13 protein-coding genes are annotated in these 14,381 nt (G+C 67.9%); 8 read left to right on the top strand and 5 right to left on the bottom strand.

Annotated features, from left to right (window positions below; all coding sequences use genetic code 11):
* The first annotated feature begins 13 nt into the window (after positions 1-13).
* Both NS4_RS28735 and NS4_RS28740 read left to right on the top strand, forming a co-directional pair.
* A complete protein-coding gene (locus NS4_RS28735) occupies positions 14-505 on the top strand; it encodes a YflT domain-containing protein (RefSeq protein ID WP_030522047.1) in 492 nt (163 codons plus the stop codon).
* A 3-nt stretch (positions 506-508) separates the two neighbouring features.
* Entirely contained in the window at positions 509-1,090 is a 582-nt protein-coding gene (locus tag NS4_RS28740) for a suppressor of fused domain protein (RefSeq protein ID WP_084487818.1), read from the top strand.
* A gap of 36 nt (positions 1,091-1,126) precedes the next feature.
* Here the strand turns inward: NS4_RS28740 and NS4_RS28745 are convergent, their stop codons facing one another.
* Positions 1,127-2,200, bottom strand: a complete 1,074-nt coding sequence (locus NS4_RS28745) for a magnesium and cobalt transport protein CorA (protein WP_063062623.1) — start codon at positions 2,198-2,200, stop codon at positions 1,127-1,129.
* Between the two features lie 141 nt (positions 2,201-2,341).
* Here NS4_RS28745 and NS4_RS28750 point away from each other — a divergent pair, with 141 nt between their 5' ends.
* The 5 genes from NS4_RS28750 (at position 2,342) to NS4_RS28770 (ending at position 8,320) form a co-directional block, all read left to right on the top strand.
* Positions 2,342-3,196 carry a PHP domain-containing protein gene (locus NS4_RS28750; protein ID WP_063062624.1) on the top strand — a complete coding sequence of 285 codons (855 nt, stop codon included), beginning with the start codon at positions 2,342-2,344 and terminating at the stop codon, positions 3,194-3,196.
* Positions 3,193-3,459, top strand: coding sequence for a hypothetical protein (locus NS4_RS28755; protein ID WP_084487819.1), 267 nt, complete (start codon positions 3,193-3,195; stop codon positions 3,457-3,459). The genes NS4_RS28750 and NS4_RS28755 overlap by 4 nt, the downstream gene beginning before the upstream one ends.
* Positions 3,460-3,981: 522 nt before the next feature.
* Positions 3,982-5,187 (top strand): NAD(P)-dependent malic enzyme, encoded by a 1,206-nt coding sequence (locus NS4_RS28760; protein WP_063062625.1) that lies wholly within the window; start codon positions 3,982-3,984, stop codon positions 5,185-5,187.
* A gap of 563 nt (positions 5,188-5,750) precedes the next feature.
* On the top strand, positions 5,751-6,623 hold the full coding sequence (locus NS4_RS28765) for a glycine betaine ABC transporter substrate-binding protein (protein WP_245665817.1): 873 nt from the start codon (positions 5,751-5,753) through the stop codon (positions 6,621-6,623).
* A 212-nt stretch (positions 6,624-6,835) separates the two neighbouring features.
* Positions 6,836-8,320: a DHA2 family efflux MFS transporter permease subunit gene (locus tag NS4_RS28770; RefSeq protein WP_063062627.1), complete on the top strand. Its 1,485-nt coding sequence runs from the start codon at positions 6,836-6,838 to the stop codon at positions 8,318-8,320.
* A gap of 71 nt (positions 8,321-8,391) precedes the next feature.
* Here NS4_RS28770 and NS4_RS28775 read toward each other — a convergent pair whose 3' ends face one another.
* From NS4_RS28775 to NS4_RS28790, 4 genes are all read right to left on the bottom strand, one after another.
* Positions 8,392-10,185 carry an AMP-dependent synthetase/ligase gene (locus tag NS4_RS28775; protein ID WP_063062651.1) on the bottom strand — a complete coding sequence of 598 codons (1,794 nt, stop codon included), beginning with the start codon at positions 10,183-10,185 and terminating at the stop codon, positions 8,392-8,394.
* 127 nt (positions 10,186-10,312) lie between these two features.
* A complete protein-coding gene (locus tag NS4_RS28780) occupies positions 10,313-11,236 on the bottom strand; it encodes an alpha/beta hydrolase (protein ID WP_063062628.1) in 924 nt (307 codons plus the stop codon).
* Positions 11,237-11,258: 22 nt separating this feature from the next.
* Positions 11,259-12,089, bottom strand: a complete 831-nt coding sequence (locus tag NS4_RS28785; RefSeq protein WP_063062629.1) for an SDR family NAD(P)-dependent oxidoreductase — start codon at positions 12,087-12,089, stop codon at positions 11,259-11,261.
* Positions 12,086-13,633 carry a flavin-containing monooxygenase gene (locus NS4_RS28790; protein ID WP_063062630.1) on the bottom strand — a complete coding sequence of 516 codons (1,548 nt, stop codon included), beginning with the start codon at positions 13,631-13,633 and terminating at the stop codon, positions 12,086-12,088. Before NS4_RS28790 ends, NS4_RS28785 begins: the two co-directional genes overlap by 4 nt.
* Positions 13,634-13,700: 67 nt before the next feature.
* Between NS4_RS28790 and NS4_RS28795 the strand changes: the two genes are divergently transcribed.
* Entirely contained in the window at positions 13,701-14,360 is a 660-nt protein-coding gene (locus NS4_RS28795; protein WP_063062631.1) for a TetR/AcrR family transcriptional regulator, read from the top strand.
* Positions 14,361-14,381: the final 21 nt, after the last annotated feature.

Here is a 14,381-nt window from a genome sequence, read left to right on the forward strand (position 1 = left end):
ACAGAATGGACTTATGACGAACCCTCTTGGAGGCTCGAATCGCGGTAGGCAGGGGCTGCCCACGCCCCCTTCCGGGTGGCCGGTCGGTTCGTATCCGACCTATGCCGAGGCGCAGCGCGCGGTAGATCATCTGGCGGACAATCAGTTCCCCGTGCAGAACGTGACCATCGTCGGCGTGGACCTGATGCAGGTGGAGCGGGTGCTGTACCGCTTGAACTGGGGCAAGGTGATCGGCGGGGGCGTGGTCTCGGGTGCGTGGCTCGGGTTGTTCCTGGGTCTGTTGCTGAGCCTGTTCACCACCAACGGTATGGCCGGCCCGCTGGTGGTTGGCCTGGTCGGCGGCATCATCTTCGGGGTCATCTCGACGACCATCCCGTACGCGGCCACTCGGGGCCAGCGGGATTTCGCGTCGACCATGCAGCTGGTCGCGGGTCGTTACGACGTGCTGTGTGACCCGAAGACCGCCGAACAGGCCCGGGATCTGCTCGCGAAGCTGGCCATCTAGCGCATGGACGTGATCGAACGCGTCCGGACGGCGGTGGCGAGTTTCTTCGGGGTGGACGCGGGCGCGGTGGATACCGCGTCGATGACTTTCCTGGGTCTGGAGCCGATCGAAATCCTGCGCATCCCCGGCGACGGTGTGACGCACTATCTGACGGTCGGCGGCTCACGCCATCCGATGGGTGATCCGGGAGATCTGCACGCCGATCCGGTGCGCGGTCCGCGGGCCGAGCTGGTGCTGACGGTGCGGTCGGCGGCCGGTGCCGGGGCGGGCGTGGCCCGGACGCTGGGAGTGCTGGCGGCGGCGCCGGCGGTCGAAGGTGTTGTGCTGCAGGCCGACGCGCTCCTGGATCTGGGCGAACCGATCTGGCAGGACGCACCGTTCACGGCGGTGCTGCTGGGCGCGGGGGAGATCCCGGAGATCGAATTACCGGATCCGGCCGAGCCGGTGCGGTATTTCACGGTGACGCCGGTGACGGCGACCGAGGCGGCCTGGGTGCGGGTGCGCGGGGCGCAGGCGCTGCGGGATGCTTGGTCCGAGGCCGGGATCGATGTGCTGGACCCCGGTCGCGGCGCGGCTTCGCTGTAGCGTCCGGGTGCCGGGTGCGGTGGTGGACGGGCCCGGTCAGAGCCAGTCGTTGCGGTGGAAGAGGGCGAGCAGCGTCAGGCAGATTCCGAGGATGACCATGAGCACCACCGGATAGCCCCAGCCGGTCTTCAGTTCCGGCATGTGCTCGAAGTTCATCCCGTAGATACCGGCGATCATCGTCGGCACGGCGGCGATGGCGACCCACGCCGAGATCTTGCGCATATCGGTGTTCTGCTGGACGGTGATCTTGGTCAGCGCGGCGCTGATGAGAGCGCTGAGCGAATCGTCGAAATCGGTGATGCGTTCGGCGGCACCGGTGTGGTGGTCGGCGACATCGCGCAGGTAGCGCCGGATCTCCGGGTCGATCGGCAGATCCTCCTTGTGCACCAGCAGTTGTAGTGGCAGTGCCAGCGGATTGACCGCGCGCCGTAGTTCCACCACTTCGCGTTTGAGCTGGTAGATGGCCTCGACGGTGAGCCGGGAGCGCGGGGTGAACACTTCTTCTTCCATTGCGTCGATATCGAATTCCACCTCCTGTACTACATCGATATAGGAGTCGACCACGTGGTCGGCGATGGCGTGCAGCACCGAGCCGGTGCCCAGCCGCAATCGGGCGGGGTCGGCTTCGAGGTCCCGGCGCACCGTAGCGAGCGGCGAATGTTCGCCGTGGCGGACGGCGATGACGAAATCGGGTGCGGTGAATATCAGCAACTCTCCCGTTTCGACGATCTCGCTGACCGTGTGCAGTTCGTGCTCCCGGTAGGCGACCGTCCGCATGACCATCACGAGGGTGTCGTCGTAACGCTCCAGTTTGGGCCGCTGATGGGCCTGTACCGCGTCCTCGACGGCGAGGGCGTGCAGCCCGAAGGTATCGGCCACCTCCCCCATCTGCTCGGCGTCAGGGTCGTGCAGACCGAGCCAGACGAAACCGCCGCGTTCCCGGGCGACGGCGAGCGCCTTCTCGTGGGTGAAGCGGCCCGGCAGACGGCTGCCGTCCACATAGACCGCGCAATCGACGACCGCACGCGCCGTGGGCACCCGGATATGCGGTACCGCGGTGGAACGCCGCGTCCGTCCCGGACCATGGAACGGCAGCGGAATGGAAGGCACGCGTCGATGCTACTTCTCGGCGATACACGGGCCGGTACCTCCGCGGACAGCTCCGGTCACCGCGGCCCGGGGACAGCGCCCCGCCCGCGTTTGCCGCCCCGCACCGGCAGCGCTGCGGACGACCACTGGAAGACTGGACGGGTGCGCATCGATCTGCATACCCACTCCACCGCCTCCGACGGCACCGACAGCCCGGCCGAACTGGTGCGCAAAGCAGCCGATGCCGGGCTGGACGTCGTCGCGATCACCGATCACGACACCACCGCGGGCTGGGCCGAGGCCGAGTCCGCCCGCCCGGCCGGGCTCACCTTGATCCGGGGTATGGAGATGTCGTGCGTGGGCCGCGGTGTCGACGGCTATCCCGTCTCGGTGCATCTGCTGGCCTACCTGTTCGATCCCGCCGACAGCGGTTTCGCCACCGAACGGGAACGGCTGCGCGCCGAACGGGTCGAGCGGCTACGTGCCATGGCCGAACAGATGGCCGCCGACGGGCTACCGATCGACCCGGACGCGGTACTGGCCGCCGCCGGTCCCGCCGCGGGCCGCCCCCACCTGGCCCGTGCCCTGGTCGAGGCGGGTGTGGTGCCCTCGGTGGATGCCGCCTTCGCCGATCTGCTCGCCTCGGACGGCCCCTACTACGTGGAGAAAGCCGATACCCCGCTGCGCCGGGCGGTGGAAATGATCGCCCGCGCGGGTGGCGTCAGCGTGCTCGCCCATGGGCGGGCCCGTAGCCGGGGCCGGCTGCTGGACCTGCAGGAGGTGCGGGATCTGACGCCGCACGGACTGGGCGGCCTGGAAGTCGATCACCCCGACCACAGCCCCCGCGACCGAGCGATGCTGCGTGAACTGGCCGGCGAATGCGGGCTGCTGGCGACGGGGTCCTCGGACTACCACGGCGCCAACAAGACCATCGGCCTGGGTGAATGCACCACCGAACCGGCGCAGTTCGAGAAACTGGCCGGCCGGGCCACCGGCGTACCGGTGCTGGCCTCATGAGACCGGTGCGCGCCATCAGCGGTGTGGTGGCGGCCGGGCTGGTGCTGCTGGCGCTGGTCGTCATCGGTGCGGAAATCATCGGTGAGCGCCGCGGGTTCCCCGGGCCCGGCGCCGAATCGGTGGCCTGGCATATCGTGGTCGCGACGACAGCCGTTGTGGCACAGGTTTATTCGGATCGGGTACGGGGTGCGGCGAGCCTCGGCGCGGCGGTGGTGGTGCTGGGTTCCGGCGCGATCCTGCTGTGGACCCAGTGGTGGGGCTGACCGGCCGCGCGATAGGCCCCTCGCCGGGTTCACCCGGCTTCCCCGGACCTTTGAGGTGTCTCACCGGACCGTGGCGCCGCCCGCGAGTTTCCGCTCATGGAAAGGTAATGCTCACGGCCTACGCTGGCCCCGTGGTGTCCGAAACGCGCAATCCGCCGGGCCCGGTTTGGCGAACGATCCGGGGCCTGGCAGAATGTTGCGGATTCCCGATCGTTGCCACCGCCGGGTCGGGGATATCAGGCGCCCGCCGCTCCACGACGCACCGTCGTGACGGGAAACGGGCACCGGTCGAGTTCATTCGGGCCAACCGTCCGATATCCACCCGGACCGTCGCTGCCCGAAACCAGCGCCACCCTCCGTTGCCTTGTGTCCGGGCTCCCCGGATCTTCCGGGTACCGGTTGCGCCGGGAAACATCCTGGTCGCGCCACCGATGAACGATATGACGCAGATAACACCAAATACCCGGCGGTAACCGTCCACCGGTTACGACCGCAACCAGCAGGAGTGAAATCGTGTCCTCTGTGACTGACGCACCGAACGCCACCGCCAGCAAGGAAGAGATCCAAGATCTCTCGGCGATCACTCACGAGGAGATCTTCGCGGGTCACCTCGGCGGCAAGCTCTCGGTCGAGCTCAGCTCGCCGCTGGCCACCCAGCGCGACCTATCGATCGCCTACACCCCCGGGGTGGCACAGGTGAGCCGCGCCATCGCCGAGGACGAGAGCCTGGCCAAGCGCTACACCTGGACCGACCGCCTGGTGGTCGTGGTCAGCGACGGGTCGGCGGTGCTGGGCCTCGGCGATATCGGCCCGCGCGCCTCCCTGCCGGTCATGGAGGGCAAGTCGGCGCTGTTCAAGAAGTTCGCCGGACTCGACTCCATCCCGATCGTGCTGGACACCAAGGATGTCGACGAGATCGTCGAAACCCTGATCCGTCTGCGCCCCAGCTTCGGCGCCGTGAACCTGGAGGACATCTCCGCCCCCCGCTGCTTCGAAATCGAGAAGCGGGTCGTGGAAGCCCTCGACTGCCCCGTCATGCACGATGACCAGCACGGCACCGCCATCGTGGTGCTGGCCGCCCTCAACGGTGCCGCCGCAGTGCAGGGCCGTGCCACCGCGGGCCTCAAAGTGGTCGTGTCGGGCGCCGGCGCCGCCGGTGTCGCCTGCACCAACATCCTGCTCGCCGCGGGCGTCGCCGATGTGACCGTGCTCGACTCCAAGGGCATCGTCAGCCGTGACCGCGGTGACCTCAACGCGGTCAAAGCCGATCTGGCCCAGCGCACCAACCCGCGCGGCCTGACCGGCACCGCCGCCGACGCCCTCGCCGGCGCCGATGTGTTCCTCGGCCTGTCCGCGGGCACCATCCCCGAAGAGCTCATCGCCTCGATGGCGCCGGAGTCCATCGTGTTCGCCATGTCCAACCCGGACCCGGAAATCCACCCCGATGTGGCCGGCAAGTACGCCGCCATCGTCGCCACCGGACGCAGCGACTTCCCGAACCAGATCAACAATGTGCTCGCCTTCCCCGGCGTGTTCAAGGGCGCGCTCGACGCGGGCGCCCGGCGTATCACCGAAGGTATGAAGATCGCGGCCGCCAACGCCATCCTCGGCGTCGTCGCCGACGAACTCGCCGTCGACAAGATCGTGCCCAGTCCGCTCGACCCGCGCGTCGCCCCCGCGGTGGCCGACGCGGTCGCCGCCGCCGCCCGCGCGGAGGGCGTCGCCTGATAGATCGTTCCGCCTTACCCGGGCGGTAACCGCGACTACAGCACTCGGCCGCCACCCTGGGCCGGGTGCTGTAGTTTTTTGCGGCGCCTGCGGCGCCGCGGGGTTGAGGCCCCCCTTGTGTCTCGCTGTTCAGGCCTCGAGACTCGCGCCTGCGATGTGCGGTGGGCCGTCCATAGAGAGCGACCATTGAGACCTTCGGTCAAGGGGCGAGACGGGCCTCACCCGTTGAGGTGTCTCGCAAAACTCGACGCACTTGGGCTGCGTCGGCATTTGGATATCCGGGGCGTATGCCGACTCGACCACTCGGCGGGCCTCCGTCCGGTGCTGTCCGAGAACGGCCGTGCCCGCTCGGTGCCGAGTTCGGCGGGGGTTCACAAGGTGCGAGTTCCGCCCCACCCTTTGGTTCGTGCCCCTCTCCCCGGCGCCCAGGCGCTTCCGCTGCGCCCCGGCCCTCCGAGCGCGGGGACCCTGTAGATTCCTGAGGGTTGTCGGGGGCGCCCGGATGGGGTGCGGCGGGCTGGTGACGGAAGTGGGTGTCTCGCGCGATGGTACTGGCGGCGTCGATGCGTGTCGTTGCTCGGATGATGGTGCCGGTGCTCGCCGGGCTGGCCGTCTCCTGTGGTGTCGACGAGACCGAGCCGCTGGTGGTGGGGGCACAGGAGGCAGCCGAGTCAAGGGTGCTGGCGGAGATCTACGCACAGGCGCTGGCGCGGACCGGGGCCGCGGTGCGGGTGGAGCCGGGGTTGGGTGATCGCGCGGAGGTATTCGCGGCGTTGGACGCGGGGACCGTGGCGGTGGCGGGTGACCACAACGGCGCTCTGCTGGCGGAGTTGAACACCGGGGCCGAGGCGACCACCACCGAGAAGGTGACAGAAGAACTGAACGGATCGCTGCCGCAGGGGACGATCACCTCCGATGCGGCCGACGGCGCGGATTTCGAGCCACGGGTCCTGGTCACCGCCGCCGTCGCCGAGCAGCGCGGGATCGATTCGGTGGAGCAGTTGGGTGCGCAGTGCCCATCGATGGTCGCCGGTGTCGCCGCCGTCCCCGGATTGTTCGAGCTACCGGAGGTCGCCGGGAAGATCGCCGGCTGCGCATTCGCCTCGACCGAGGTGTTCCCCGAGCCCGGGGAACTGCGGCGGGCGCTGCTGGAGGGCCGGGTCCAGGCCGCGGTGCTCGCCGGTCCGGCCGAATTCCTGCCGGGCGGTACCGAGGGGCTGAAGGTGCTCGCCGACCCGGAGGACGTGATCAGGCCGGAGAATCCGCTCGCTCTGGTGCGTAAGGGAGCATTGGACGATCGGCAGCTGGAGAAGCTCAATTACGTGGCCGGCGAACTCACCACCGACGAGCTCGCGACCCTGGTACTGCGGGTCCGGGACGAATCCGCGGACCCGGGGGAACTCGCGCGTACCTGGCTCGACGCGCACGGTCTCTGAGCAGGACCAGGATCGGTCCGATATGCCCGGAATGTTGGCGCGGCCCACGGCGTCGTACCTGGAGTCCGGAGTGACCACGGCATGAGCAGGCCGCGGCTGTCGTGCCCCGTCCGTACGGTGGGCCGGTAGTCCCAGGTGGCGCGTCCGTGCGGCGCACCACGACAGATCCACGAAACGGCGCATCCGGCGCCGCTCGGACAGGAACGGAAGCTATGCCCACTCAACGCAATCCGTGGCTCGCATTAGGTGCGCTGGTCGTCGGATTCTTCATGATCCTGCTCGATGTGACCATCGTGGCTGTCGCGAATCCGGCGATCATGACCGATCTGCACGCCGATATCTCGCAGGTCATCTGGGTGACGAGCGCCTATCTGCTCACCTACGCCGTACCGCTGCTGATCACCGGGCGGTTGGGCGACCGGTTCGGGCCCAAGAACATCTACCTGTTCGGGCTCGCGGTGTTCACGCTGTCCTCGCTGGCGTGCGGGCTGGCCGGTGATATCGAGACCCTGATCGCCGCGCGGGCCGTGCAGGGGCTGGGCGCGGCGTTGATGACCCCGCAGACCATGGCGGTGATCACCCGGACCTTCCCGCCGGACCGGCGGGGCGCCGCCATGGGTATGTGGGGCGCGGTCGCCGGGCTGGCGACGCTGGTGGGCCCCATCCTGGGTGGTGTGCTGGTCGACGGTCTCGGCTGGGCGTGGATCTTCATCGTCAACGTGCCGGTCGGGGTGGTGGCCTTCGCGCTCGCCGTCTGGCTGGTGCCGGCGCTGCCGACGCATGAGCACAAATTCGACCTGGTCGGCGTGGTGTTGAGCGCGGTCGGCATGTTTTTGCTGGTGTTCGGTATCCAGGAGGGCAATTCGAGCGACTGGTCGGCGAAGATCTGGGCGATGATCGTGGCCGGGGTTGTGGTGCTGGCCGTCTTCGTGGTCACCCAGGCCCGGAGTTCGGGCGAGCCGCTGCTGCCGCTGACGCTGTTCCGCGACCGCAATTTCTCGCTGTCGAATCTGGCCATCGCCAGTATGGGTGCGTCGGTGACCGCGGCGATGGTGCCGCTCTACTTCTACCTGCAGGCCGTGCACGGTATGTCGCCGACCCGGTCGGCGCTGGTGCTGGCTCCGATGGCCATCGTGACCGGGTTCGCCGCCCCGGTGATAGGCCGGATCTCCGATCGGATGCATCCGCGGATCATTCCGACCATCGGGTTCCTGCTGTTCGCGCTCTCCGTCTTCTGGTTCGCCATGGTCATGCGGGCTCCGCACGCGAATATCACCTGGATGGTCGTGGCGGGTGCGGTGGCCGGTGTCTCGAACGCCTGTATCTGGGCGCCGCTGGCGACCACGGCGACCCACAATCTGGCCATCTCCCAGGCCGGCGCGGGCGCGGGCGTCTACAACACGACCCGTCAGGTCGGGTCGGTGCTCGGTAGCGCGGCGATCAGTGCCCTGATCGCCGCGCGGATGAGCGCGGCGGGTCTGGGCGGCGCCCCCGCCGGGGAGGGGATGGGTACCGGCCAGGTGCCCGAGCCGGTGAAACAGGCGTTCAGTACCGCGCTGAGCCAGGCGACCCTGCTGCCGGCCGCGCTGCTGCTGGCCGGGGTGATCGCCTCGGCCCTGTTCATCCGTTTCCGCGCCGGTGACGCGCCGGACCGGAGCGCTCTGGATCTGCACAAGGCGGACTCGCTCACCGGTTAGCCCGTCCCGGGCCCGAACGCGAACGGCCCGGTGAGCGGAGGATCGCTCACCGGGCCGTTCGCATCGCGGGATCAGCTGTAGATCTTGTCCACCTCGGTGGCGTACTGCTTCATGACGACCGCGCGTTTGAGCGACATCTTCGGGGTCAGTTCCCCGGTTTCCTGAGTCCAGTCCGAGGTCAGGATATTGATCTTCTTGATCTGCTCGGCCTTGGAAACCTTCTTGTTGGTCTCGGCGACCGCGGCCTCCACCTCGGCGACCAGGACCGGATGCTCGACCAGTTCGGCGATATCCATCTCGCCGGCGACGCCGTTGCGTTCCTTCCACCCCGGCAGTGCTTCGGGATCCAGCGTGATGAGCGCGCCGATGAACGGCTTCCCGTCGCCGACCACCATGACCTGGCCGATCAGCGGATGCGCGCGCAACTCGTCCTCCATGGGTGCCGGGGAGACGTTCTTACCACCCGCGGTGACCAGGATTTCCTTCTTGCGCCCGGTGATGGTGATGAAACCGTCGGCGTCGATGGAGCCCAGGTCGCCGGTCCGGAACCAGCCGTCCACGAACGCGTCGGCACTCGCCTGCTCGTTGCCCCAGTAGCCCGCGAACACCACCGGACCGCGCAGTAGCAGTTCGCCGTCCTCACCGATCTTGGCGGCGTGACCCTCCAGCGGGCGGCCGACCGACCCGACCCGGATGTGCTCGGGGGTGTTGACCGAGACGGCGGCAGTGGTCTCGGTGAGGCCGTAGCCTTCGAAAATGGTGACGCCGACACCGCGGAAGAAGTGCCCGAGCCGGGCGCCGAGCGGACCACCGCCGGAGACCGCGGCCTGGCAGTTCCCGCCGAGGGCGGCCCGCAGCTTGCCGTAAACGAGCTTGTCGAACAGCGCATGCTTGGCCCGCAGCACCAGGCCGGGTTTCCCGGTGCCCAGGGCCTCGCTGTAGGCGATCGCGGTGGCCGCGGCGGCGTCGAAGATCTTGCCCTTGCCCTCGTCGTGGGCCTTCTGTTTGGCGGCGTTGAACACCTTCTCGAATACGCGCGGTACCGACAGCACGAAATCGGGCCGGTGCTCGGCGAACTGCTGGACCAGCGTGCTCCAGTCGGAGGTGTGCGCCAGGGTGACCTTGGCGTCGAAGGCGGCCAGGCTCACCGCGCGGGCGAAGACGTGCGCCAGCGGCAGGAACATGAGCGTCTTCTTACCGGGGGTCAGGAACGACGCCAGCGCGATCCGGTCGGCCCGGGACTCGGCCCAGAGATTGGCGTGGCTGAGCATGACGCCCTTGGGCCGGCCGGTGGTGCCGGAGGTGTAGATCAGGGTGGCCGGCGAGGCCGCGTTCACCTGGGCGCGCCGGTCGTGGACGACCTGCTCGTCGAGTTCGGCCCCGCGTCGGACGAGTTCGTCGATCGCGTCCTTGTCTATCTGCAGGGTTTCGCGCAGCGCGGTCAGTTCGGCCGGATCGATCTCGTCGATGACGCCGCGGTGCTTGTCGTTCTCGACCACCAGCAGCGCGGTGGCCGAATCCTGCAGGATCCAGCGCGCCTGTTCGGCCGAGGAACTGTCGTAGATCGCCACGGTGCAGCCGCCGGCCGCCCAGATGGCGAAATCGAGCAGGGTCCACTCGTAACGGGTGGCGGCCATGATGGCGACCCGGTCGCCCAGTTCGATACCCGAGGCGATGAGGCCCTTGGCCACATCGGTGACCGCTGTCGCGAACTCCGCGGCCCGGACATCGCGCCAGCCGCCCGTGCCGTCGGGGACGTTGAACATCACCGCGGCGGGGGACTCTTTCGCGAAACGGAACACGTTATCGGAATTGTTCGCGTCCTCGGGGATGGTGTAGGAAGCCGGGGCTTCGAACTCGCGCATCATTGCCTTTCCCTGTTTGCCAACTCGTCGGTAATTTACGCCACCGGAACCCGGCGGGGCGCGGGCCACCGGTAAACGCCCTGGATTTCACCCTGAAACCAGGGCGAAACGCGTCCCGATCAGGCCTTCATCCTAAGTCGCGCAGCGGTAGCTGATCGACGGCTTGCCGGAGAAAATCGGCCATTTCGGTCAGCGCCGCAGCAGCTGGGCCCACCAGGGCGGCCTGTAGCTGGGCGACATGCCAGAGGCCGCGGCTCTCGGTGAACGAGACGCTGACCCCCGCCGCGCGCAGGGCCGCGGTGAGATCGACGCACTGCGGGTGCAGTAGTTCGTCGATATCGGCCTGGACGTAGACCGGGGGCAGCCCCGCGAGGACACCGTGCAGCGGGGCGTAACCGGTATCGGCGGGATCCCCGGTACCGAGGTAGGCCGCGGCGCAGGCCCGCGACCAGGGGCCGTTGACGACCAGATCGCGGGGCCGTTCGGCGAGCTGGTTCGGATCGACCCACGGCGCGATCAGACCGAGCGCGGCCGGGGTGTGGTCGTGCCGGGCGATGAGGCGCTGGGCCAGCGCCAAGGACAGTCCGCCGCCGGCCGAATCCCCGGCGATCGCGATCCGGTCCGGCCGGTAGCCGTGTCCGTCGACCAACTCGAGGAAGGCGGCCTCCGCGTCGTCCAGCGCCGCCGGATAGGGATGTTCCGGTGCCAGCCGGTAGTCGAGGGCGTACACCGGGAGCCCGGTTCCGGCGGCGAGCCGGCCGTTGAGCGAGCGGTGGGTGGCCAGCGAACCCACGGCGTAACCGCCGCCGTGCAGGTACAGCACGGCGGCGGGTGCGGCCGGGGCCGGGCCGGGCGGCGCGAGCCGCTCGGCCGGGCGGCCGCCCAGGCGGATCCGTTCGACTCCGACACCCGGCGGTACGGGCTGCAACGCCGAACCGGCGTCGATCAGGGCCCGCTGCACCCGCCAGGGCAGCCGGGAATGCAACGCCACCCGGTACATCGAGCCCAGGACGGCCCGCGCCAGCGGCAGTGGCAGCGCGATATCTCGCATGTCGTTCCTTCTCCGGTACCGATCAGGGCAGGAAACGTCGTTCGACGCCGACCGCGATGCGCTGGTAACCGGCGGCCGCGGTGCGGACGAACAGGTCCAGCAGTTTGGCCTCCCAGCCGATCAGCACTCGGCCGCGGCCCTTGCGGACACCGTCGACGATGGTCTGCGCGGCCATTTCGGGACTGTGGATGGCCAGGTACTTGTCGAACATCGAGCTGGCGTTCGCGCCGTCGATATCGTCGCTGTAGGTGGCGTTGCGGGCGACGGCGGTCTTGATACCTCCGGGGTGCACACAGGTGACCTTGACCGGCGCGCGATCCACCAGCATTTCCTGGCGCAGCGCCTCGGTGAAACCACGAACCGCGAACTTGGCCGAGTTGTACGCGGCCTGGCCGGGTACCGCGATCAGGCCGAAGAGGCTGGACACGTTGATCACATGACCGTCGCCGGATTCGAGGAGGAAGGGCAGGAACGCCTTGGTCCCGTTCACCACACCCCAGAAGTCGACATCCATGATGCGTTCGATGTCTTTGAACTCGGTTTTGACGACATCGCCGTGGTGGGCGATACCGGCGTTGTTGTAGATCTGGTGCACGACGCCGAAATGCTGCTTCACGGCCTCGGCGTAGAGCAGTACGGCCTCGCGTTCGGCGACATCGAGCCGGTCGGATTTCACCTCCGCGCCGAGCTCTTCGCAGCGGCGGGTGGTTTCGGCCAGGCCCTCGCTGTCGATATCGGAGAGCGCCAGTTTCGCGCCGCGCCGGGCGAGGTTGACGGCCAGCGCCCGTCCGATTCCGGAGCCGGCTCCGGTGATCACACAGACTTTGTTGCGGAAGTACGAATCATGGCTCATTTTGCGGTGACAACTTTCAGTTCAGGTCGAGCGGCCGCATCGGCAGCCGTCGTCGTATCGTAGGCGGCGACGTCGAATTTCCTTGTGATGCGGCGGAATTCGAAGGTGAAGTCCGGCCAGAGGGTCGTATTGTTGCCGTGCTTGTCCAGGTACCAGCTGGCGCAGCCGCCGGTACTCCAGACGCTTTTGGTGAGCTTCTTCTGCAGGGCGGAGTTGTAGGAGTCCTGCGCCGAACGGCGTACTTCGACGGTGCGCAGCCCCTGGCGTTCGAAGGTGGCCAGCGCGTCGGCTATGTAGTTGATCTGGGATTCGATCATGTACACCATCGAGGTGTGGCCGAGGCCGACATTGGGGCCGAGCAGGAAGAACATATTCGGGAAGTTGGCGATCGCCGAACCCTTGTAACCCTGCTGGCCGATCTCGTCGAACACCTCGGTCAGGCTGCGGCCGTCGCGACCGTAGATGGTCTCGTAGGCGGGGGAGTCGGTGACGTGGAAGCCGGTGGCGACCACGATCGCGTCCACCTCGCGTTCGGTGCCGTCTGCGGTGACGATCGAGTTCGCGCGGATCTCGGCGATCCCGTCGGTGACCACATCGACATTGTCGCGATCCAGGGCGGGGTAGTACTCGTTGGAGATCAGCATGCGTTTGCAGCCGATGCGGAAGTTCGGGGTGACCTTCTTGCGCAGTTCCGGGTCGCGGATCTCCATGGCCAGTTTGGCCTTGGCCAGGGCCTCGAAACCGCGCATCAGTGCCGGGAACTTCGCCAGGCCGACCACCTGGGTCTCCCGGGCGGCGTAGATCGCGGCCCGGGACAGGCGCTGTACGCCCGGAACGTGCTTGAACGCCAGCCGCTCGGGCAACAGGTAGGGGCGGTCCAGCCGGGGTAGCAGCCAGGGCGCGGTGCGCTGGTAGACGTCGAGGTGGGCGACACTGCCGGCGATGGCGGGGACGATCTGGATGGCCGAGGCGCCGGTGCCGATGACCGCGACGCGTTTACCGGCCAGGTCGGAATCGTGGTTCCAGCGGGCCGAGTGGAAGATCTCGCCCTCGAAGCTGTTGATGCCCTTGATATCGGGCAGGTTGGGCTCGCACAGCGCGCCGACCGCGGAGACCACGGTATCGGCGGTGAAATCGCCCTTGCTGGTGGTCACTTCCCATTGCGCGGTCTCGGCGTTCCAGCGGGCTCCGGTGACATCACAGTCGAAGAGGTGCTTGTCGCGCACGTTGTACTTGTCGGCGACGCCCTGGATATAGGCCTGGATCTCACCCTGCCGGGAGAACGACCGCGACCAGTCCGGATTCAGGGCGAAGGAATACGAGTACAGGTGCGAGGGCACATCGCACGCGGCGCCGGGGTAGGTGTTGTCACGCCAGGTCCCACCGACATCGCTACCGCGTTCCAGTACGAGGAAATCCTCGCGGCCCTGCTGGGTCAGCCGGATGGCGAGGCCCAGCCCGGCGAAACCACTGCCGATGATGATCGTTCGCAGATGACGGGTGGGCTGGTTGGCGACAGCTTTGTCTGTAACCTTGCGACTCATATAATGAGCGTAAGGGCTTATTGAGTCGCAGTCAACAGTATTGAACGGCATTCAGTAGGATGGACAGGTGAGTACGAGCCCGGAAGCACCCGTCAAGCGCGTCCGATTGAGCCCGGACGAACGGAAGACACAGCTGATAACGCTCGGCGTGAAGATGCTCGGCGAACGGGCGATCGAGGACATATCGGTCAGCGAGATCGCGGCCCAGGCGGGGATCTCGCGGGGACTGCTGTTCCACTACTTCCCCACCAAACAGGACTTCCAGCTCGAAGTGGTCCGGCACGCGAACGCCGAACTGCTGGCCCGCGTCGTCCCCGATCCCACGCTGAGCCTGTTCGATATGCTGCGCGACTCGGTGGGCCGCTATATCGATTACGTCAGCGAGAACCGCACCTCCTACCTGGCTCTGCTGCGCGGACCCGCCAGCTCCGGCCCGGAGTTGGCGGGCCTGGTGGAACAGACCCGGCGCGCGATCGCCGATATCATCCTCACCCAGGTCCCGCTCTCGGAGGAAGAACGCGAACAGCCGCGGCTGATCCTGGCTGTTCGGGGCTGGGTCGCGTTCACCGAGGAAACCACGCTGTCCTGGCTGAGTGAGGAAACCGTCGCCCGCGAGGAGCTGATCGACCTGCTGGTGCAGTCCCTGCCGGCCCTGTCGATGGCGGTGAATCCGGCATTGGCCGCCGCCCTGCAACCGCCGAGCCGCCCCGGAACCGGGACGGCGTAGCGGTCGCGGGCCCGGAACAGG

Source organism: Nocardia sienata NBRC 100364, from assembly GCF_001613205.1.
Classification (GTDB): domain Bacteria; phylum Actinomycetota; class Actinomycetes; order Mycobacteriales; family Mycobacteriaceae; genus Nocardia; species Nocardia sienata.